Source organism: Pseudomonas sp. NPDC087804 (assembly GCF_044742965.1).
GTDB classification, from domain to species: domain Bacteria; phylum Pseudomonadota; class Gammaproteobacteria; order Pseudomonadales; family Pseudomonadaceae; genus Aquipseudomonas; species Aquipseudomonas rustica.
The window spans coordinates 97,285-118,788 of the sequence record NZ_JBIUVN010000006.1; the positions used below are offsets into that span (position 1 = coordinate 97,285).

Annotated in this window: 19 protein-coding genes; 12 read left to right on the forward strand and 7 right to left on the reverse strand. The window is 59.7% G+C overall.

The genetic code is table 11. The features are described from left to right. Positions 1-19: 19 nt before the first annotated feature. From gshA to tauD, 5 genes are all read left to right on the forward strand, one after another. Positions 20-1,603 (forward strand): glutamate--cysteine ligase, encoded by a 1,584-nt coding sequence (gene gshA, locus ACIOMO_RS12410; protein ID WP_401240938.1) that lies wholly within the window; start codon positions 20-22, stop codon positions 1,601-1,603. 437 nt (positions 1,604-2,040) lie between these two features. Further along, positions 2,041-3,018, forward strand: a complete 978-nt coding sequence (gene tauA, locus ACIOMO_RS12415) for a taurine ABC transporter substrate-binding protein (RefSeq protein WP_401240940.1) — start codon at positions 2,041-2,043, stop codon at positions 3,016-3,018. 16 nt (positions 3,019-3,034) lie between these two features. After that, entirely contained in the window at positions 3,035-3,829 is a 795-nt protein-coding gene (gene tauB / locus ACIOMO_RS12420; protein WP_134176200.1) for a taurine ABC transporter ATP-binding subunit, read from the forward strand. Continuing rightward, a complete protein-coding gene (tauC, locus tag ACIOMO_RS12425) occupies positions 3,826-4,665 on the forward strand; it encodes a taurine ABC transporter permease TauC (protein WP_401240943.1) in 840 nt (279 codons plus the stop codon). The genes tauB and tauC overlap by 4 nt, the downstream gene beginning before the upstream one ends. A gap of 142 nt (positions 4,666-4,807) precedes the next feature. Beyond that, positions 4,808-5,647 carry a taurine dioxygenase gene (gene tauD / locus ACIOMO_RS12430; protein ID WP_401240946.1) on the forward strand — a complete coding sequence of 280 codons (840 nt, stop codon included), beginning with the start codon at positions 4,808-4,810 and terminating at the stop codon, positions 5,645-5,647. Between the two features lie 160 nt (positions 5,648-5,807). Here the strand turns inward: tauD and mgrA are convergent, their stop codons facing one another. From mgrA to ACIOMO_RS12445, 3 genes are all read right to left on the reverse strand, one after another. Further along, positions 5,808-6,845, reverse strand: a complete 1,038-nt coding sequence (mgrA, locus tag ACIOMO_RS12435) for an L-glyceraldehyde 3-phosphate reductase (protein WP_053116521.1) — start codon at positions 6,843-6,845, stop codon at positions 5,808-5,810. A gap of 193 nt (positions 6,846-7,038) precedes the next feature. Continuing rightward, entirely contained in the window at positions 7,039-8,358 is a 1,320-nt protein-coding gene (locus ACIOMO_RS12440) for an LLM class flavin-dependent oxidoreductase (RefSeq protein WP_401240949.1), read from the reverse strand. A gap of 1 nt (position 8,359) precedes the next feature. Then, positions 8,360-10,585 (reverse strand): TonB-dependent receptor, encoded by a 2,226-nt coding sequence (locus ACIOMO_RS12445; protein ID WP_401241048.1) that lies wholly within the window; start codon positions 10,583-10,585, stop codon positions 8,360-8,362. Between the two features lie 206 nt (positions 10,586-10,791). Between ACIOMO_RS12445 and ACIOMO_RS12450 the strand changes: the two genes are divergently transcribed. Then, entirely contained in the window at positions 10,792-11,829 is a 1,038-nt protein-coding gene (locus tag ACIOMO_RS12450; protein ID WP_401240952.1) for a LacI family DNA-binding transcriptional regulator, read from the forward strand. Positions 11,830-11,928: 99 nt separating this feature from the next. Here the strand turns inward: ACIOMO_RS12450 and ACIOMO_RS12455 are convergent, their stop codons facing one another. Beyond that, the gene (locus ACIOMO_RS12455; RefSeq protein ID WP_401240955.1) at positions 11,929-12,330 is read right to left on the reverse strand and encodes a type II toxin-antitoxin system HicB family antitoxin; all 402 of its coding nucleotides are present in this window, start codon (positions 12,328-12,330) and stop codon (positions 11,929-11,931) included. Between the two features lie 57 nt (positions 12,331-12,387). Continuing rightward, positions 12,388-12,570, reverse strand: coding sequence for a type II toxin-antitoxin system HicA family toxin (locus tag ACIOMO_RS12460; protein WP_159811995.1), 183 nt, complete (start codon positions 12,568-12,570; stop codon positions 12,388-12,390). A gap of 403 nt (positions 12,571-12,973) precedes the next feature. Between ACIOMO_RS12460 and ACIOMO_RS12465 the strand changes: the two genes are divergently transcribed. Further along, the gene (locus ACIOMO_RS12465) at positions 12,974-13,234 is read left to right on the forward strand and encodes a hypothetical protein (protein ID WP_053116800.1); all 261 of its coding nucleotides are present in this window, start codon (positions 12,974-12,976) and stop codon (positions 13,232-13,234) included. Positions 13,235-13,258: 24 nt separating this feature from the next. Here the strand turns inward: ACIOMO_RS12465 and betT are convergent, their stop codons facing one another. Together betT and epsC are read right to left on the reverse strand one after the other, a co-directional pair. Then, entirely contained in the window at positions 13,259-15,220 is a 1,962-nt protein-coding gene (betT, locus tag ACIOMO_RS12470; protein WP_171057266.1) for a choline transporter BetT, read from the reverse strand. Between the two features lie 380 nt (positions 15,221-15,600). Continuing rightward, the gene (epsC, locus tag ACIOMO_RS12475; RefSeq protein ID WP_401240958.1) at positions 15,601-16,527 is read right to left on the reverse strand and encodes a serine O-acetyltransferase EpsC; all 927 of its coding nucleotides are present in this window, start codon (positions 16,525-16,527) and stop codon (positions 15,601-15,603) included. A gap of 190 nt (positions 16,528-16,717) precedes the next feature. Here epsC and ACIOMO_RS12480 point away from each other — a divergent pair, with 190 nt between their 5' ends. The 5 genes from ACIOMO_RS12480 to ACIOMO_RS12500 all read left to right on the forward strand — a co-directional run bounded on the left by ACIOMO_RS12480 (position 16,718) and on the right by ACIOMO_RS12500 (position 21,493). Then, positions 16,718-17,710 carry a D-cysteine desulfhydrase gene (locus ACIOMO_RS12480; protein WP_401240960.1) on the forward strand — a complete coding sequence of 331 codons (993 nt, stop codon included), beginning with the start codon at positions 16,718-16,720 and terminating at the stop codon, positions 17,708-17,710. A gap of 285 nt (positions 17,711-17,995) precedes the next feature. After that, positions 17,996-18,796 carry a cystine ABC transporter substrate-binding protein gene (gene tcyJ / locus ACIOMO_RS12485; protein WP_053116513.1) on the forward strand — a complete coding sequence of 267 codons (801 nt, stop codon included), beginning with the start codon at positions 17,996-17,998 and terminating at the stop codon, positions 18,794-18,796. After that, complete coding sequence (gene tcyL, locus ACIOMO_RS12490; protein ID WP_249342477.1) at positions 18,796-19,512, forward strand: cystine ABC transporter permease; 717 nt, start codon at positions 18,796-18,798, stop codon at positions 19,510-19,512. The genes tcyJ and tcyL overlap by 1 nt, the downstream gene beginning before the upstream one ends. 2 nt (positions 19,513-19,514) lie before the next feature. After that, positions 19,515-20,264, forward strand: a complete 750-nt coding sequence (tcyN, locus tag ACIOMO_RS12495) for an L-cystine ABC transporter ATP-binding protein TcyN (RefSeq protein ID WP_401240964.1) — start codon at positions 19,515-19,517, stop codon at positions 20,262-20,264. Positions 20,265-20,728: 464 nt separating this feature from the next. Beyond that, on the forward strand, positions 20,729-21,493 hold the full coding sequence (locus ACIOMO_RS12500; protein WP_159811991.1) for a hypothetical protein: 765 nt from the start codon (positions 20,729-20,731) through the stop codon (positions 21,491-21,493). The last annotated feature ends 11 nt before the right edge of the window (positions 21,494-21,504 follow it).

Genomic DNA, 21,504 nt, shown 5'->3' on the forward strand with positions numbered 1-21,504 from the left:
ACGCGTGAAGGAATCCAAATTGAGCGAACTTCTCAACCGCCGCCTGGCTCTGCTCGGCGAGCGCGCTAACCTCTCTCTGCTCGAGCAGTGCCTGCACGGTATCGAACGTGAATGCCTGCGCGTGACCAGCGAAGGTCGCCTGGCGCAAACGCCGCACCCCGAAGCCTTGGGTTCCGCGCTGACCAACGAACAAATCACCACCGACTACTCCGAGTCGCTGCTGGAATTCATCACGCCCGCCCTGCCTGACCCGGCTGATACGCTGGCGAGCCTGGACAAGATTCACCGTTTTGCCTACAGCAAACTCGGCAACGAGTACCTGTGGAGTCCATCGATGCCGTGCCCGTTGCCGGCCGAGGAAGACATCCCGATCGCCTATTACGGCACCTCCAACATCGGTCAGCTCAAGTACGTTTACCGCAAGGGACTGGCCCTGCGCTACGGCAAGACCATGCAGTGCATTGCCGGGATTCACTACAACTTTTCCCTGCCGGAAAAGCTCTGGCCACTGCTGCGTGAAACCGAAGGGTTTGTCGGCACCGACCGCGATTTCCAGTCGTTTTCCTACATCGCGCTGATCCGTAACTTCCGTCGCTACAGCTGGCTGCTGATGTACCTGTTCGGTGCTTCGCCTGCGCTGGACGCCGGATTCCTGCGTGGTCGTTCGCATCAACTCGAACAACTCGATCCGGACACCCTGTATCTGCCGTACGCGACCAGCCTGCGCATGAGCGACCTCGGTTACCAGAGCAACGCCCAGGCCGGTCTGACGCCGTGCTACAACGATCTGGCGAGTTACACCGACAGCCTGCGCAAAGCCGTGGCCACGCCGTACGCGCCGTATGTTGAAGTCGGCACGCACAAGGATGGTGAGTGGGTTCAGCTGAACACCAACATCCTGCAGATCGAAAACGAGTACTACTCCAACATCCGCCCGAAACGCGTGACCTACACCGGCGAGCGGCCGATTCAGGCGCTGGTGGCCCGTGGCATTCAGTACGTTGAAGTGCGGTGCCTGGACATCAACCCGTTCCTGCCGATGGGCATCGACCTCACCGAGTCGCGCTTCCTCGACGCGTTCCTGCTGTTCTGCGCGCTGAACGACAGCCCGCTGCTGACCAACACTTCGTGCGGCAATGCCACGTCGAACTTCCTTAGCGTGGTCAAAGAAGGTCGTCGTCCGGGTCTGGAGTTGCAGCGTGACGGTGAGTTGGTCGAGATGAAGACCTGGGCTGCCGAACTGCTGGAACAAATCGCCCCGCTGGCGGCGTTGCTGGATCAGAGCCATGGCGGCGATGCGCACAGCAAGGCGCTGGATACGCAACTGGCCAAGGTCAGCGATCCGTCCCTGACGCCATCCGCGCAGGTTTTGGCGGCGATGGCTGAGCATAAGGAAAGCTTTGCGCAGTTCTCGTTGCGTCAGAGTCAGGCGCACGCGGAGTTTTTCCGTAGCGAGCCTTTGGCGGGGGATGAGCAGGCGAAGTTTGAGGAGTTGGCGCGTTCGTCGCTGGCTGCGCAGGCTGAGCTTGAGCAGAACGAGGTGGGCGATTTTGATGTGTTTGTCGGGTCGTATCAGGCGAGTATTTTGGCGATCAGCAACTGAAGAGCCCCTCACCCTAGCCCTCTCCCAGAGGGAGAGGGGACTGATTTAGGTGCTCATGAAAGTTACGCCGACCTGAAATACCGAGCCGAACTCAGGCCTTGAAAAGCACAGAGATCGGCCCCCTTTCCCCTCGCCCCCTTGGGGGAGAGGGCTGGGGTGAGGGGGCAAAGATCTAACGTCGAACGCTAGATCCGAGATATCCACAATTTTGATCGTTCCCACGCTCCGCGTGGTAACGCCTCAAGGGACGCTCCGCGTCCAGGTGACGCAGAGCGTCACCGGCTGCATTCCCACGCAGAGCGTGGGGACGATCTGCTCCCTCGCTCTTAGATTTTTCCGCTCATAAGCTCATTCGAAAAAGTTATTTATTTACTGATTCTTAGATCATTTAGTCTCCTTTCACGCCGACGCTCGCTCGCCTGATATGGAGCTCTTCAATGAAACTGAATTTCCCGCTTCGCCTGCTCGCCGTAGCCTCTCTGGCTGCCGCGAGTTTTCTGGCTCAGGCCGCCGACCTCACCGTCGCCTACCAAACTACCGTTGACCCGGCGAAAGTCGCTCAGGCCGACGGCGCTTACGAAAAGGCCACCAAAGCCGATATTGCCTGGCGCAAGTTCGACAACGGCGCCGACATCATCGCCGCCATCGCTTCCGGCGACGTGCAGATCGGCTACCTCGGTTCGAGCCCGCTGACCGCTGCGATCACCCGCAAAGTCCCGGTCGAAACCTTCCTCATCGCCACTCAGATCGGCGCTGCCGAAGCACTGGTTGCCCGCGACGGTTCCGGCATCAAGACCCCGCAGGATCTGGTCGGCAAGAAAATCGCTGTGCCGTTTGTATCGACCGGTCACTACAGCCTGCTCGCCGCGTTGAAGCACTGGAACATCGATCCATCAAAAGTCACCATCCTCAACCTCGCGCCCCCAGCCATCGTTGCTGCGTGGAAACGTGGTGACATCGACGCCACCTACGTTTGGGATCCGGCGCTGGGCGTAGCCAAGGAAAACGGCAAAGTGCTGATCACTTCCGGCGAACTGGCCAAGTTCGGCGCGCCGACTTTCGATGCGTGGATCGTGCGCAAAGACTTCGCCGAGAAGCACCCGGAAATTGTCACCGCGTTCGCCAAGGTTACCCTCGACGCCTACGCCGATTACCGCAAAGACCCGAAAGTCTGGCTCGCCGATCAATCCAACGTCGACAAACTGGTGAAACTCTCCGGCGCCAAGGCCAGCGATATTCCGCTGCTGCTGCAAGGCAACGTCTACCCGCTCGCGGCTGATCAGGTCGTCACCCTCGGCGCGCCGACCACCAAAGCCATCACCGACACCGCTGCGTTCCTCAAGGAGCAAGGCAAGGTCGAAGCCGTTCTGCCGGACTACGCGCCGTACGTCAGCGCCAAATTCATCACCAACTGATCGGGAGTTAACCGCGATGGCCTTGCTACAGCTGGAGCGCATCAGCGCACAGTACCCGGGCAGCCCGACACCGGTGCTGGCGGATATTTCTCTGACTTTGGGGCCTCAGCAATTGCTGGTCGCCCTCGGCCCGTCCGGCAGTGGCAAGACTTCGCTGTTGAACCTGATTGCCGGTTTCGTCGAACCGAGCGCCGGGCGCATCACCCTCGACGGCGTGCCGGTCAAAGGCCCGAGCGCCGAACGTGGCGTGGTGTTCCAGGACGACGCGTTGCTGCCTTGGCAGGACGTGTTGGCCAACGTCGCATTCGGTCTGGAACTGGCCGGTGTCGCCAGGGACAAGCGCGAAAAGATCGCCCGCGAAATGCTCGCGCTGGTCGATCTTTCCGGTTTCGAAAGCCGCCGTATCTGGCAACTCTCCGGTGGCCAGAAACAGCGTGTCGGCCTCGCCCGCGCCCTTGCCGCTGACCCGCGCGTATTGCTGATGGACGAACCCTTCGGCGCGCTCGATGCGTTCACTCGCGAACAAATGCAGGAGCTGTTGCTGCAAGTCTGGCAGCGCACCGCCAAGCCGGTTTTCCTGATTACCCATGACATTGAAGAAGCGGTGTTCCTCGCCACTGACCTGATTCTGCTCGCGCCGAATCCGGGGCAGATCGTTGAGCGTCTGCACCTGGATTTCGGTCAGCGTTACGCCGCCGGCGAGTCCGCCCGCGCGATCAAATCCGATCCGCGTTTTATCGAAACCCGCGAACACGTGCTGAGCAAAGTGTTCTCGCAACGCAGCGCCGGGCAACGGCAGGAGCGCGCATGAGCAGTTACGACGTTTCCTCGGCTGCGGTAAAACCAGTCAGCGCATCGGTGGTGATTCCGGTGCGCCGCAGCCTCAGCACGCGCTGGATCAGCCTGTTGACGCTGTTTGCATTGTTAGCGATCTGGTGGGTGGTGACTGCCACCGGTCTGATCGAACCATTGTTCCTGCCGCCACCGTCCGCCGTGCTGCAAAAAGGCTGGTTGCTGGCGACCACCGGTTACATGGATTCGACGTTGTGGCAGCACCTTGGTGCGAGCCTGAGCCGTATCGGTCTGGGTCTGGGTTTTGCGATTTTGACCGCTGTGCCGGTGGGCATTGCGATCGGCGCCAACCGCATCGCCCGTGGCGTGCTCGATCCACTGATCGAGTTCTACCGCCCGATTCCGCCGTTGGCTTATCTGCCGCTGATTGTGATCTGGTGCGGCATCGGCGAGTTGTCGAAAGTGCTGCTGATTTATCTGGCGATTTTCGCGCCGATTGCCATCGCTACCGCAACTGGTGTGCGCACGGTTGATCCGGCGAAATTGCGCGCGGCGCAGTCGTTGGGTGCGACGCGTTTGCAGCTGATTCGCCATGTGATTTTGCCAAGCGCGTTGCCGGACATTCTCACTGGTGTGCGCATTGGTCTGGGGGTTGGTTGGTCGACGTTGGTTGCTGCCGAATTGATCGCTGCCACCAGTGGCCTGGGTTTCATGGTGCAGTCGGCCGCGCAATTCCTGGTCACCGATGTCGTGGTGCTGGGGATTCTGGTCATCGCCCTGATCGCCTTCGCCATGGAAATGGGCCTGCGCGCCCTGCAGCGCAAACTGGTGCCGTGGCACGGCCAGGCCCACTGACACATCCCGTTTTTGAATCCCCGTGTAGGAGCTGCCGAAGGCTGCGATCTTTTGATCTTGCTTTTAAAAAGATCAAGATCAAAAGATCGCAGCCTGCGGCAGCTCCTACAGAGGGTGATGAACGCAATTGAAGAGAAAGACCATGAGCAGCCTCGACATCACCCCATTAAGCTCGGCCCTCGGCGCACAGATCAGCGGCGTCGACATCAGCCACCCGCTGTCCCTGGAACACCGCGACGCCATCGAGCAGGCGCTGCTCAAATATCAAGTGCTGTTCTTCCGCAACCAACCAATCGAGCCACCGCAACAGGCGCGTTTCGCTGCGTACTTTGGCGACCTGCACATCCACCCGATCTACCCGAACGTGCCGGAACAACCGGAAGTGCTGATCCTCGACACCGCCGTCACCGACGTGCGCGACAACGCGATCTGGCACACCGACGTGACCTTCCTGCCGACGCCAGCGATGGGCGCAGTGCTCAGCGCCAAGTTGCTGCCGGAGTTTGGTGGCGACACGTTGTGGGCCAGTGGGATTGCTGCGTATGAAGCGCTGTCGGCGCCGCTGAAAGGTTTGCTTGAAGGCCTGACCGCGACTCACGACTTCACGCGCTCGTTTCCGCTGGAACGCTACGGCAACACGCCTGAAGCGCTCGCGCAGTGGGAAGAGGCGCGACGCAAGAATCCACCGCTGTCGCACCCGGTGATTCGCACGCATCCGGTCAGTGGGCGGCGTTCGTTGTTCGTCAATGAAGGCTTCACGTCGAAGATCAATGAACTGTCGGAAACCGAGAGCGAGGCGATTCTGAAGTTCCTGTTTGCCCACGCGACGCGGCCGGAATTCACCATTCGCTGGCGTTGGCAGCAGGACGATATCGCGTTCTGGGACAACCGCGTGACCCAGCATTACGCGGTGGATGACTACCGCCCGGCGCGGCGGGTGATGCAGCGGGCGACGGTGTTGGGGGATGTGCCGTTTTTTTAGGATCAAAAGATCGCAGCCTGCGGCAGCTCCTACCTTGATCGTTCCCACGCTCTGCGTGGGAATGCCGCCCGGGACGCTCTGCGTCCCATCTAAAGCCGAACGCGGAGCGTCCGTGGATGCATTCCCACGCGGAGCGTGGGAACGATCAGCTTCGAGAGGCTCACTCCGCCGTCGAAGGCTTCTCCCACAAATTGATCCCGCCCTCTTGGGCAAACCGGTCAATCTCCGCCAGCTCTTCAGCACTGAAGCTCAAATTCTTCAACGCCCCAACGTTCTCGATAATCTGCTCCGGCCGGCTCGCACCGATCAACGCCGAGGTCACCCGAGGATCGCGCAGCGTCCACGCCAGCGCCAATTGCGCCAGACTCTGACCACGACGCTTGGCAATCTCGTTCAACGCCCGCACATGAGCGATGTTGGCCTCGGACAAGTGCGAAGCCTGCAGCGAACCACCACCCGGACGATTGACCCGCGCATCCGCCGGCACGCCGTTGAGGTATTTGTCGGTGAGCAGCCCTTGCGCCAACGGAGTGAACGCAATCACGCCCGTGCCGAGTTCGTCGGTGGTATCGAGCAGATCCTTTTCCACCCAGCGATTGAGCAAGTTGTACGCCGGTTGATGGATCAGCAGCGGCACTTTCCACTCTTTCAACAACGCAGCAATCTCACGGGTTTTCACCCCGGAATACGACGAGATGCCGATGTACAACGCCTTGCCCTGCTGCACCGCAGTGGCGAGGGCGCTGGCGGTTTCTTCCAGCGGGGTGTCCGGGTCGAAGCGGTGCGAATAGAAGATATCTACATAGTCGAGACCGAGGCGTTGCAGGCTCTGGTCGAGGCTGGCCAGCACGTACTTGCGCGAGCCGCCGCCCTGACCGTAAGGGCCGGGCCACATGTCCCAACCGGCCTTGCTGGAGATGATCAGTTCGTCGCGGTACTGCTTGAAGTCTTCACGCAGCAGGCGGCCGAAATTGGTCTCGGCGCTGCCGTACGGCGGGCCATAGTTGTTGGCCAGGTCGAAGTGATTGATGCCCAGATCGAACGCGGTGCGCAGCAAGGCGCGTTGAGTGTCAATCGGCGTGCTGTCACCGAAGTTGTGCCACAGGCCCAGCGACAGCGCTGGCAGCACCAGACCGCTGCGCCCGACGCGGCGGTAAGGGATGGAGTCATAGCGATTTTCGGCAGCGGTGTAAGTCATCGAATCCTCTCTTGTCTGTCTTTTAGTCATCTGAAACCGAACACCTTTGTGGCGAGGGGATTTATCCCCGTTGGGTGGCGAAGCCGCCCCAAAACCTGAAACTTCGATGAATCAGGTGCGCCGAATGCGCTGGTTTTACGACTGCTCCGCAGCCGAACGGGGATCAATCCCCTCACCACAAAAGCTCTACCAATCATGCGAAACGGTTTACAGGTCGGGCCAGGCCAAGGTTCTGGCGTAACGTCCGACCCTCGTATTCCGTTCTGAACAACCCACGCCGTTGCAGTTCCGGCACCACGCCGTTGGCGAAGTCTTCGAGCCCGCCCGGCAGGTGCGGCACCAGCACGTTGAAGCCGTCCGCCGCGCCCTGTTCGAACCATTCCTGCAAACGATCAGCAATCTGCTCAGACGTACCGACCAGGCTGTAATGCCCGCGCCCGCCAGCAATCTTGCGACCGAGTTCGGCAAGGCTCAGGTTCTCCCGCCCCGCCAGCTCAGTGAGCAATTTCTGCCGACTCTGCTGGCCGCTTTCGGTCAGTGGCAATTCGGGTAACGGCCCGTCCAGCGGGTACTTCGATAAATCGAAGTTGCCCAGCATACGCCCAAGTAAAGCCACGCCAACCTCGGGTTCGACTAATTGCTGAAACGTTTCACATTTTTCCTGCGCTTCGGCTTCGGTGCGGCCGACCACGACAAAAACCCCGGGCATGATTTTCAGCGAATCGGCGCTGCGACCGTACTTGGGCAGACGCCCCTTGAGGTCGGAGTAAAACGCTTGAGCGTTGGCCAATGAAGTCTGCGCGGTGAACACCACTTCAGCCGTCTGCGCGGCCAACTCGCGTCCGGTCTCAGAAGATCCCGCCTGCACGATCACCGGTTGCCCCTGCGGCGAGCGTGCAACGTTCAGTGGGCCTTTGACCCGAAAGTGCTCACCCACATGATCCAGCACATGCAACTTCGCAGGGTCGTAATACGCCCCGCTCGCCTTCTCGCGCACAAAGGCATCGTCCTCCCAACTGTCCCACAGCCCGGTGACCACCTGATGAAATTCCCGCGCACGGCTGTAGCGTTCGGCATGGCCGATATGCTCATCACGACCAAAATTCAGCGCTTCGGCAGCATTGTCCGAGGTCACCAGATTCCACCCCGCTCGGCCGCCTGATAAGTGATCAAGCGAGGCGAATTTGCGCGCCACGTGATACGGCTCGTTGTAGCTGGTGGTTGCCGTCGCAATCAGGCCGATGTGCTCGGTCACCGCACTCAGCGCCGAGAGCAATGTCAACGGCTCAAAGTGATCAGAGCGCGCCATGCGACTGGCGATGTCCTGGGTCGGCGCGGCGACGCTGTCAGCGACAAACAACGCATCGAATTTCGCCGCCTCGGCAATCTGCGCCAGCCGCTTGTAATGGGCGAAATCCAGACCTGCATTCGCCGGCACTTCAGGATGCCGCCACGCTGCGACGTGGTGCCCGGTGGCCATGAGAAATGCGCCGAGTTTCAACTGTCTGCTCATCTCAGAAATCCTTGCGCAGTTGCACGCCGAAGTAGCGTTCGTCGTCGCGTGGCACGGCGCGGTAGATGTAGTTGCCACCGCTGGCGAGCACCGGCGAGTAAGACTTGTCAGTGAGGTTTTTGCCGAGCAGCGCAACACGCCAGCCATTGCTGTAATCGGCGAGTGCGACGCTGGCGTTCCAGATGCCGTAGGCGCCCTGTTTGGTGTCGACGTTCTGACTGATGTCGTACTGCACTTCGCTCTGCCAGCTGTAGTCGGTGCCGAGTTCGATATCCAGGCCGTTATCCAGCGGAATCGTGTAATCGGCGCGCACGTAGCTTTTCCAGTCCGGGCTGAATGGCAGCGGTTTGCCGTTGACGTTGCAGGACGCCGCCGCGCCCGCCGGGCAGGCGAATTCGTCGATGCGTGCGCGGGTGTAAGCGAGTGCGCCGGACAGTTTCAGTTGCTGGGTCGCTTGCAGGGCGTAATCGAGCTCGACGCCTTCGGTGCCGACGCTGCCGGCGTTGATCAGACGCGTCACCACTTGCCCGGCGACGGTGTCGAAGAAGTTCGCCTGATAGTTGTCGTACTCGCTGTGGAACACCGCGAGGTTGGTGGTCAGGCGGTTGTTCCAAGACGTGGCTTTGATGCCCGCCTCCCAAGTGTTGGAGGTTTCCGGTTTCAGCGCTTCGGTATCGCGCGGCTGCATGTTGAAGAACACGTTGTAGGCCGGGCCTTTGTAGCCGCGCGAGTAGGTCAGGTACGTGGTGACGGCGTCGCTCAAGTCGTACTGCACTCCGAGGCGACCAGACCAGCCATCTTCATCGACGGAACCTGAGCTGCTGGTCGCCGGTTGGATACCGCTGACGGTGGTGGCCGACGTCGACACGCGGCGGTGATCGTATTCGAGATCATCGTGGGTGTAGCGCAGGCCGGCGATGCCGCGAAAGTCCGAAGTGAAGTTCAGCGTGCTCTCGCCGAACACCGCGTAACTGTCGCTAGTGGTGCTGTAATTGGCGACGCCACGGTCGGTGCGCGTGGTGGTCGTCAGGGTGCGCTGATAGGTCTCTTCGTCCTTGCCGTGCATGTAGAACAGACCGCCGACGTATTCGAGGAATTCGCCTTTCGGTGAGGCCAGGCGCAGCTCTTGCGAGTATTGATCGAAGGCCAGATCACCCTTGTCCGCCGTGCCGGGAAACGCTGCGGTCACCGTGCCGAGACGGTCGCCGTCCTGATATTGGGTGTTGTCCCAGCCACGCCACGCGGTGATCGACGTCAGCGTGTAATCGCCCAGTTGCCAGTCGAGCTGGCCGGACAAACCTTTGTTGATGTCCTCGACGTGAGTGCGGGTGTCGGTATTGATGTCGCGGTTGTGGCTGGAGGCGTACGCCGGGCTCAGCGCATTGGCGAAGGCCGGGGTCAGTGACTTGCTGACCACGCCATTGGGGCCGTCGTCGTGGGACTGCATGTAGTCGGCGATCAGGGTGAAGGTGACGTCGTCATTCGGGGTGAATTCGAGTTTGCCGCGCACGCCGCGATGGTTGTAGCCGTTGACCTCCTGACCATTATGTTGGTTGTCGACGTTGCCATCGTAGGTGCCGAACAGCGTGCTGATCGAGCCCTTCAACGTCTCAGGAATCAGGCTGCCGCCGAGGCCGAAACGGGTGCGGCTTTCGTTGCCGCTGTAGTACGACTGATCGATGTAGCCGTGGGTCTCGGCGGTGGGTGCCTTGCTGGTGATGTTGAGCACGCCAGCCGAGGCGTTCTTGCCGAACAGCGTGCCTTGCGGCCCGCGCAAAACTTCGACGCGCTCGAGATCGAGCAGATCCATGGTTGCCTGTCCCGGACGCGCATACACCACGCCATCAATCACCGTCGCCACGGTCGGCTCGACGCCCGGCGAGGTGGAAATCGTGCCGACGCCGCGCACGAACAACGAGGTGTCTTTGTTCGATGCGCCGGTACGGAAATTCAGCGACGGTACTTGCTGAACGATGCTCGCCACGCCGTTGCGGTTATCGCGTTCGAGCTGCTCGCCGTCGATCACCGAGACCGCGACCGGCACCTTTTGCAGCGACTCTTCGCGGCGGGTCGCGGTGACGGTGACCGACTTCAGCGTCGGCTCCTGATCGCTGCTGTCAGCAGCGAATGCATTGGGCAACGGCAGCGCCGCCAGCCCCGTCAGTAACCAGCCAGCGGCGCGAATCGACTGCGCCAGTTTGTGTGTCGCCCCAGGAATGTTGTGCATGTTCTGCCCGCTCGAAATTGGCCCTGATCCGCTGCCGTTCTGCGACGACAGCGCCTGAATCGGTGTCTTGGGCATTCGCTCGAGCGAGTAGCAGACAACGCGCTTTGTTAGCGCTAACATCGCCAATATTGGCCATCCGCACATAGACCGTCCAATACTGAAAAATTAGTTTTATATGCGATTTGGTTTTTAACAAGGATCGAACCATGAGCGAAGAAAAGCCGCGCAAACGCCGTGGCGCCGGACGCGTGACCCTGAATGCCGTGGCGCGCGAGGCCGGGGTGTCCGCGATCACCGTGTCGCGCTACTTCAATCAGCCCGAACAGGTGTCGCCTGAACGCCGCGAGCGGATCGCGGCAGTGGTGGCTGATTTGGGTTATGTACCGAATCTGGTAGCCGGCGGGCTGGCCTCGGCGCGGGGGAAAATCGTCGGCATGGTCATTCCGAACATTTCCGGGCCGATCTTCGCCAACACCATTCAGGGTTTCAGCGATACGCTCAGCCGTCACGGTTATCAGCTGTTGCTGGCGTCGAGTTACTTCAGCACCGAGCAGGAAGAAAACGCCGTGCGCGCGTTTCTCGGCTGGTCGCCGGCAGCACTGGTGCTGACCAGTCACTTTCACAGCGCGGGTACGGAAAAAATGATCGCCGAGGCGGATATTCCGGTGATCGAGACGTGGGATTACCAGCCGGATCGCGAGCCGATGCAGATCGGTTTTTCGCATTTCGACGTAGGCGTGACGGCGGCGAATTATCTGCTGGGAAAAGGTTATCGACGCATTGCGTTCGTGCAGAACAGCGCTGCGGGTGACTTCAGCGCCCTGGAACGCCGCGACGGTTACGCGGCGACCTTGCGAGAGGTCGGCGTGGAGCCGTGGGTCTTTGCCCCCGACGCTGATCGCACGCCCTTCGAAGCCGGCAAACAGGCGATGGACGCCCTGATGAACGCCTCACCGCGCCCCGACGCGATCATCTTCGCCAACGACAACCTCGCCGCCGGCGGCCTCCTCGCCGGGCAACGCGCGGGCATTAAAATCCCTCAAGACTGCGCCGTTCTCGGCTTCGGTGATTACCCGTTCGCCGAGATGCTGCTGCCGAGCCTGAGCACGATCAAACCGCCGGCGCTGGAGATCGGTGTGCTGGCGGCGACACGCGTGCTGGAAAGTCTTGGTGTGTTGCCGAGCGATGAAGTGCAACGGCTGAATCTGCTGCAGTGCCAAGTCATCGAACGGGAAAGCACCTGAAACGGACATCTCAGTAGGAGCTGCCGCAGGCTGCGATCTTTTGATCTTTAAAAACAAGTCAAAAGATCGCAGCCTGCGGCAGCTCCTACAGGGTCATCTTTACATCGAGAGTTCGCGCAAGGCGGCTGCCGCGAGGAAACCGGAGCGGGAGCGATAGCGCTGGTCACGCCGCACAGTCTGGTCAATACGCTCAAGCAGCTGTTCAGGCAGCGTGGCATTAAACCGCACTGACTTGCCGAAATACGGGGTGATATCAAAATCGACCACACCCCAGATCCCTCCCGCGTAATCCGGGTTATCGAGATGAGCATCAATCTCCCGCACTTGAGGCAACGGCGCGCCGTCGGCGACCAAGCCTTCATAATGAAGCGCCAACGCTTCCTGAGTATTCTCAAACGCCTCGGCGACCGTAGTGCCCGCAGAGAAGCAGCCCGGTACATCCGGGATGATCACGCCGTAGTCTGAGTCGGCATCCTTGTGCAGAACGACCGGGAATTTCATGTGAGTGAGTCCTTCCTCTGACAGGTCAATAAACGCCTTCGTTTCCCATAGCACACCTCATTTCAAGCCCGTCTGTTTGAGGATGCTGTTGACCGTCCCTATGGGCAGTTCCGAGTCAGCGTGCTTGATCGTCACCCGTCCCTGCTTAAACGCATGCTTGTATTGGTGGTGACTGCCTTTCACCGCCACCAGATACCAACCATCGTCCTCGATCATCCTGATCATTTCCCGACTGCGCATTTCCTTTGCCCTGTTCGACCGCTGGAGCTGTTTACTCTAGGGGACGCTAGCGCCTGTAATACACACAATACACACCAAGATAAATATTAGCTCACGGAACGGACGCTCGGTTAAGGGCCAGTTCAACGGCAGGCGCGAGCCAGCGAACACCACACCTCGTGAGCCGTGCACATCTGGATGAGTCGCGAAATGTGTCCCGATGGAGAGGACCGGTGTTTTAGTGGTGTGGGCCGGATTGGCTATGCTCTAAAGGACACCGAGGTGACCCTATCGCGAGCAGGCTCACTCCTACAGGAGCTGCGTTGTACATAAAATTCATGTCCAACCACGCTCCACTGTAGGAGTGAGCCTGCTCGCGATAGCGGTCTTTCAGGCAATACACATCCACCAGGCAGAACCCGCCATGCACACCGCCATCATCATTTTCTTCGGCCTGGTTCTGCTCGCCCTGATGCTCTACATCGGCGAGCGCATCGGCTTCAGCCGGCAGACCATGGCTTACAGCTTCGCCGCTCTGTGGCTGGCGTTGACGGTGATTAACGGCGCGGTGGGTGTGGTGCATGCGAAGCAACCGCTGGGTTCCGAAATAGCGATTGGCAGTGCGGTATTTGGCGTGCCGATGGCGGCGATGGTGTTGTTCATGGTGCTGAGCGCCGAGTCGTAAAACGTCCCGGCGCCCAGCTGCCAATCAACGCACCAGATGCAAAAACTGCATATGCCGTTCGTACTGATCGAGGATGTCGTTGATGATCTGTTCTTTGGTGTAGCCGACCAGATCGTAGTCCTGACTGCCCTCGCTCAAATGCACTTCGGCGCGGTAGTAGCGGCGATTGTTGAGCTGCTTCGAGCCCATCCCGCCACGCGCGAAGGACGGCGTGAAGTAGCCGCGCATCTGCACCTGATAGATGAATGGATGCGCATCGCCATGGCCGATTTCGAGGCTGACGCTGTCATTTGCCGGATCCGGCTGGGTGACCACGTTCAAGCCTTTTTCGACAAACACCGCCGTCACTTCTTCAATCGCCGGGCGCACCGTGGTGTCCATGAAGCGGTACACCTCGTCGCGTGACGGGAAGTGCACAGCCTGACTCAGACGCTGTCGCCAGCCGCCCGTGCCACGCCGCGATCCCGAAACCGGCGCCAGCGAATGCAACTGCGCGATCTGCTTCTGTGACTCGAGATAGAACGCCTTGTGCAGGCCCCACATCATCAACAAAAGAATCAGCGAGAACGGCAACGACGTCAGCACCACCGCTGACTTCAGCGCATCGATGCTGCCGGAGAACAGCAGCGCACTGGTGATCAGTGCAGTCATCGCGCCCCAGAACACTCGCAGCCATTTCGGCCCGTCTTCGTCCGGGCTACCGCCCTTGGCCGACAAAGTCGAGAGCACCACGGTGCCGGAATCGGCAGAGGTGACGAAGAACACGAAGCTGATAAACACCGTCACGGCGATGACGGTTTTGCTCCATGGATAGGTTTCCAGCAGCAGGTAAATACTCATCGACGGGTTGTCGAGGGCCGACATGCCCAGCGCACTCATGCCGTGGTTGAGCACCTGATCGATGGCGCTGTTGCCGAAGATCGACATCCACGCGAGGGTGAAACCGAGCGGAATCAACAGCACGCCGAAAACGAATTCGCGGATGGTGCGGCCACGGGAAATCCGTGCGATGAACAGACCCACGAACGGCGACCATGCGATCCACCAGGCCCAGTAAAACACTGTCCAACCGCCGAGCCAGTCGCTCGGTTTGTCGTAGGCGTAGAGGTCGAAACTCTTCATCGGCAAGGCGCCGAGGTAGTCGCCGATATTCTGGATCAAGGTGTTGAGCAGATGCTGGGTAGGCCCGGCGAACAACACGAACAGCAGCAGTGCACACGCCAGCAGCATGTTGATGTCGGACATCACCCGCACGCCTTTATCGACGCCGGAGACCGCAACAATGATCGCCGCGCCCATCATCAGCGTGATCAGGCCGACCTGAATCCACTGGGTGTGAGCGATGCCGAACAGGTAGTCGAGACCGGAGTTGAGGTGCAGCACACCGAAACCCATGTCGGCACCGAGGCCGAACACCGTGGCGATGATGCCGAAGCCATCGACCGCGTAACCGATCGGGCCGTTGATGCGTTTGCCGATCAGCGGATACAGCGCCGAGCGCAGCGCCAGCGGCAGGTTGTGGCGGTAAGCGAAGTAGGCCAGCGCCATGCCGACGAAGGCGAACACGCCCCAGCCATGCAGGCCCCAGTGCAAAAACAGAATCTGCATGGCTTGGCGCGCCGCATCCGCCGTGCCCGCCTCGCCTTGCGGCGGCTGGAGCATGTGGGTCAGCGGCTCAGAGACGCAGAAGAAAAACAGCGTGATGCTGATCCCGGCGGCGAACAGCATACCGGCCCAGGACAGGTAACTGAATTCGGGCTCGTCGTGGTCGGCACCGAGTTTTATCTTGCCGTAGCCGGATAAGGCGGTGACCACCACGAAGACCAGATACAGCGTCATCGCGAGCATGTAGTACCAGCCGACCGTGTTGGCCGCCCAGTTTTGCGCTTCCAGTAACCAGGCGCCTGCCTGCTCCGGCATGGCAATGACAACGAGACCAAACAGCAGAATGACCGTCGCGGCGAAATAGAACACCGGCGGATTCATGCGTACCAGACCGCTGGCGGGGGTAGACGATGCACTCATGAAACGTGCACCTCGAGGGGTTTAGACGTGGCTGAAATGATCGGACTCAGCAAAGGCAAGCCTCCTGTTGTGAGCGGGCAGCGAACCACCGGTTTAACTTGAATGAACGTTCAAGTTAAACATGGATGGGGGGGTAAGGACTAATCGTACGGCTAGGCGGTAGTTTTCCTACGCTAGCTCAAGGATGGGTATGACGCGGGTTTGAGGGGATTCGTTCAACGACAACAGGACTCATGCACAAACCTGTAGGAGCTGCCGAAGGCTGCGATCTTTTGATGTGATTTTTGTAGATCAAAAGATCGCAGCCTGCGGCAGCTCCTACATGGGATTTGCTGCTTGGCCTACTTCTGCGTGCCGTCATCGTGCTGCAAGTTGGCCTGGGTCAGATTGCACCCCGCCGGCACACTGCGCGTCAGCCACACATTGCCGCCAATGGTCGAACCCTTACCGATGGTGATGCGTCCGAGAATCGTCGCCCCGGCGTAAATCACCACATCATCTTCCACGATCGGATGACGCAGATGACCCTTCTGCAACTGGCCGTCTTCGTCCGCCGGGAAGCGTTTGGCGCCCAACGTCACCGCCTGATAAATCCGCACACGCTCGCCAATGATCGCGGTCTCGCCGATCACCACGCCCGTCCCGTGATCGATAAAGAAACTGCGGCCGATCTGCGCGCCCGGGTGGATATCAATACCGGTCGCCGAATGGGCGATTTCCGCGCTGATCCGCGCCAGCAACGGTAGCCCGGCGCGATACAAATGGTGCGCCAGACGATGGTGAATCACCGCCAGAATCCCCGGATAGCACAGCAGCACTTCATCAACGCTACGCGCCGCCGGATCACCGTGATAAGCGGCCAGCACATCGGTATCAAGCAGTGTGCGCAAGCCCGGCAAGGCCAGGGCAAAGTCCTGAATAATCTCAATCGCACGGGCTTCGACTTCGGTGTCAGCCGAAGCGCTGTGGCGGGCGACATAACGTAGCTCCAGGCGCGTCTGCGCCAACAAGGCATTCAGTGCGACATCAAGGGTGTGACCGACGTAGAAATCTTCACTCTCTTCGCGCAGATCCACCGGCCCCAGACGCATCGGGAACAACGCGCCGCACAGCGCTTCGAGAATTTCCGCCATCGCCGCCCGCGACGGCAACTCGCGACCACCCTGCTCGCCGGACGCCCGGCCGTTCTGTGCCCGCCACTGATCCCGCGCGCTGCGCAGTTGACTGACGATGGTCTGCAATTGCCAATGGCTGGAACGCTCGCTCACGGTAAAGACTCCTCACGGGCGGCCGGACTGTCTGGCCGCGTCAACGGCGACTACTTTACGGCATGCTCGCGAGGGCGAATTAAGAACCGATAGTGCTGGGCTCAGTTCATTTGGCTATAAGCGATTCGCGGTTGCCCCTGCAAAAACCCGTGCCTATAGTCCTTTCATCTTTCTCCGCCAGTACGGACTCATGATCAAGAATCAGCTGGAACGCTTTAACCGCCTCGACCTGCTCGGCCATCCGACGCCGCTGGAAAAACTCGAACGCCTGTCCGCATGGCTCGGTCGCGAGGTGTACATCAAGCGCGATGACCTGACGCCGCTGGCCATGGGCGGCAACAAACTGCGCAAACTCGAATACCTCGCTGCTGATGCCTTGGCGCAAGGCGCCGACACGCTGATCACCGCCGGCGCGCTGCAATCGAACCACGTTCGCCAAACGGCTGCGCTGGCCGCCAAACTCGGTCTCGGTTGTGTGGCGTTGCTGGAAAATCCGCTGGGCACCGATGACAGCAACTACACCGGCAACGGCAATCGCTTGCTGCTGGATCTGTTCGACACCAAGGTCGAACTGGTCGACAACCTCGACAACGCGGATGAACAACTTGCCGCCCTCGCCGCGCGTTTGCGCAGCAACGGCAAGAAGCCGTATCTGGTGCCGATTGGCGGTTCGAACGCACTCGGTGCGCTGGGTTATGTGCGCGCCGGTCTGGAACTGGCCGAGCAAATCAAAGACACCGGCCTGAATTTCGCCGCTGTGGTCTTGGCCTCGGGCAGCGCCGGCACGCACAGTGGTCTGGCCTTGGCGTTGAGTGAAGTGTTGCCGCAATTGCCGGTGATTGGCGTGACGGTTTCGCGCAGTGAAGAAGATCAGCGGCCGAAGGTGCAAGGGCTGGCTGAGCGTACGGCGGCGCTGCTCGGCGTCGAACTGCCGGCGGATTTCAAGGTCGAGTTGTGGGACGAATATTTCGGCCCGCGCTATGGCGAGCCGAATGCAGGGACGTTGGCGGCGGTGAAGTTGCTGGCGAGTCAGGAGGCGGTGTTGCTGGATCCGGTTTATACCGGCAAGGCGATGGCGGGGTTGCTGGATGGGATTGGTCGTCAGCGCTTTGATGAAGGCCCGATCATCTTTTTGCACACCGGTGGCGCGCCGGCGTTGTTTGCCTATAGGGATTTTCTGTAAGAGCAAGATCAAAAGATCGCAGCCTGCGGCAGCTCCTACAGGTGATCCCGTGTAGGAGCTGCCGCAGGCTGCGATCTTTTCTAAAGAGAAGCCATATTCAAATAAGATCTAACAAATTAGATATTAAGTATTTTCAAGTCTAACGCAGACATCTTATAGTCTCGCCGCAGGCGAATTTCGCGCAAGACGCATAAGCTGCTTTAGGGCACGATAACGCAGGCGCACGAATCACGAATTCGCCAACTTTCCTTTAGCGTCTTCCATAAGAAAACACAGGGGCTCGTCATGAATTTTTCCGCACTACGTCGCAATCTGCTGGTGGGTTCACTGGGTCTGGCGCTGAGCGCCGGTCTGATCAGCCAGGCCGTGGCCGGTGAGCAGCTGCAACAGATCAAGGACAAAGGCGTTATCAACGTCGGCCTGGAAGGCACGTACCCTCCGTTCAGCTTCGTCGATGCCGACGGCAAACTGTCCGGTTTCGAAGTCGAGCTCTCGGAAGCGATCGCGCAAAAACTCGGCGTCAAAGCGAAGATCCAGCCGACCAAATGGGATGGCATCCTCGCCGCGCTGGAATCCAAGCGTCTGGACGTTGTGGTCAACCAGGTGACCATCTCCGACGAGCGCAAAAAGAAGTATGACTTCTCCGAGCCGTACACCGTTTCCGGTATTCAGGCGCTGGTGCTGAAGAGCAAAGAGTCCGCACTGAACATCAAGACCGCCGCTGACCTGTCCGGCAAAAAAGTCGGTGTGGGCCTGGGTACCAACTACGAACAATGGGTTCGCGCCAACGTGCCGGGCGCTGACGTGCGCACTTACGATGATGATCCGACCAAGTTCGCCGACCTGAACAACGGTCGCACCGACGCCATCCTGATCGACCGTCTGGCCGCGCTGGAATACGCCAAGAAAGCCCCGAAAACCGTCGCCGCCGGTGAAGCCTTCTCCCGTCAGGAAGCCGGTGTTGCCCTGCGTAAAGGTGAGCCGGAACTGCTGGCGGCCGTGAACAAGGCCATCGACGAACTTCGTGCTGACGGCACGTTGAAGAAGCTGTCCGAGAAGTACTTCAACGCAGACGTCACTAAATAATGGAAGTTGGACTTCAATTCGAAGCGCACTTCCCGCAGTTGAGCCAGCAACTCGCCGAGACATCGGCGCTGTTGCTGGACTCCGCGCCCTTTCTGCTCAAGGGCGCGTACTACACGGTCGTCCTCAGCCTCGGCGGGATGTTCTTCGGCTTGCTGCTGGGCTTCGGCCTGGCGTTGATGCGCCTGTCGCGCTTCAAATCGGTGAGCTGGCTGGCGCGCGTGTATGTGTCGTTCTTTCGCGGGACGCCGCTGTTGGTGCAGTTGTTCGTGATCTATTACGGCTTCCCGCAACTGGGAATCGAACTGGATCCGTTACCCGCAGCGCTGATCGGTTTCTCGCTGAACATGGCCGCGTACGCCTGTGAAATTCTGCGCGCCGCGATCGGTTCGATCGAGCGTGGTCAGTGGGAAGCTGCTGCGAGCATCGGCATGACCCGCGCGCAAACGCTGCGCCGGGCCATCCTGCCGCAAGCGATGCGCACGGCGTTGCCGCCGCTGGGCAACAGCTTTATATCGCTGGTCAAGGACACGGCACTGGCCGCCACCATTCAGGTGCCGGAGCTGTTCCGTCAGGCGCAACTGATTACCGCCCGGACTTTCGAAGTCTTCACCATGTATCTTGCCGCCGCGCTGATCTACTGGATTCTGGCCACGGTGCTTTCGCACTTCCAGAACAAGTTGGAAGAGCGGGTCAATCGGCACGACCAGGAGTCCTGACGATGATTGTCGTGGAAAAACTGACCAAGCAATTCAAGGGTCAGGTCGTGCTCAACGGCATCGACCTCGAGGTCAAGGAAGGCGAAGTCGTCGCGATCATCGGCCCCAGCGGTTCGGGGAAAACGACGTTCCTGCGCTGCCTGAATTTCCTTGAACAGCCCACCAGCGGCCGGATCAAGGTCGGCGATATCGAAATCGATACCAGCCGCCCGTTGAACCAGCAGCAGGGTCTGGTGCGCAATTTGCGCCAGCACGTGGGTTTCGTCTTTCAGAACTTCAATCTGTTCCCGCACCGCACCGCACTGGAAAACGTCATCGAAGGCCCGGTTGTGGTCAAGAAGATACCACGCGACGCCGCCATTGCCCTGGGCAAAAAGCTGATGGCCAAGGTCGGTCTGGCGGGCAAAGAGGACGCTTATCCGCGTCGTCTGTCTGGCGGTCAGCAACAGCGTGTGGCGATTGCCCGGGCGCTGGCGATGGAGCCAGAAGTGATCCTGTTCGACGAGCCGACTTCAGCCCTCGATCCGGAACTGGTGGGTGAAGTGCTGGCGACCATTCGTGGTCTCGCCGAAGAGAAACGCACCATGGTTATCGTGACTCACGAAATGGGTTTTGCCCGCGACGTGGCCAACCGTGTGGTGTTTTTCGACAAAGGCGTGATCGTCGAACAAGGCGAAGCCAAAGCGTTGTTTGCCAACCCGAAAGAAGAGCGCACCAAACAGTTTCTCAGCAAGTTTCTGAATCACGCCTGAATCTGTTCAATGCGTTAAACGATAACTTCCACGGATGGAAGTTAGGCTTATCCCGTCGAATAAACTTCCTGCAATAACAAACACCCTGAATGCAGTGCACTTATATGTTCTGCAACAGACACATATCAATAGAAAACCCTGATCAAACCATGATTGGGTTCAAACAGTGTAGCCCTCGAAACCGGCAAAACGCCCGAATAATCGTGGTCTCATTCGCCAATCCTCCTAGGCAGAATGCCTCGCAAGCGTAGGAAGGTTCTGATTAATTCGTAATTCACGGATTAGCTTAACGCCTCTATTGACTCCACTTCCCGCACGTTCTTATCTAGTCGCCAACCGACGCTTATTAGTTCAATCAACCAGCATTCTGACGCAACAGAAGTTCGCTGTTGTATTGCCTGGCAATTCACGCCTTTTGTTTTTCAGAAACGGACTTCGCTGCAAGGCTTCAAGGAGGGAAACCGATGACTCGCACTTCGAACACCCCCGAACTGGCGGCGCCGATCCTCGCGTCCGCGCAAAAAACCGGCATCAACCTGTCTGCGGCTGCACACCTGCTGATCGAGGTGGCGCCCTACCCCGGCATGGACGCCGGCGATCTGATCGAACTGTTCTGGAATCGCTGCTACGTCGCCTCCCATGTACTCACCCGCGACGAGGTGGGCGAGGCCGTCAGTCTGCGTGTGCCGGAGAGTTTTATCGTCGACGGTACGGCGAGCATTCATTACCGGCTCATGCAGGTTGGCCAAGGCCCGGCGCTGTCGGCGGCGACGCGGGTGCAGGTCAAACTCGATTGCCCGGGCGGCCAGCCCCCAGCGCTGTCTGGGGACGAAAACCAGCAATTGGCACCCGTCACCCTGCCCGACACTATTCGCCGTCAGGGCGTGAACCCAAACCAGATCAAACGCGGTGTGCCGCTGACCATCGAGCCTTACGTGAACATGGCCGAGGACGACGAAATCACCTTGCGCTGGGGCGATGTGCGCATGGATCTGCCGGCAGTCACGGCGGCCGATGTCGGGCGGGCGATTCAGGTGTGGGTGCCGCCGGCGGTGATTGTCGAAGCGGGCGAGGATTTGCGCCTGGACGTGACGTACTGCGTGATTGATCGGGTGGGCAACAACTCGCGCTGGGCACCGCCACGGACATTGAAGATTGGATGCGCGAATCCTTATCTGAAAGTGCCGCTGAGGCCGGAGCTCAAGGCCGCCGAATCCCGCAAGCCTTAGCCCACATCTCC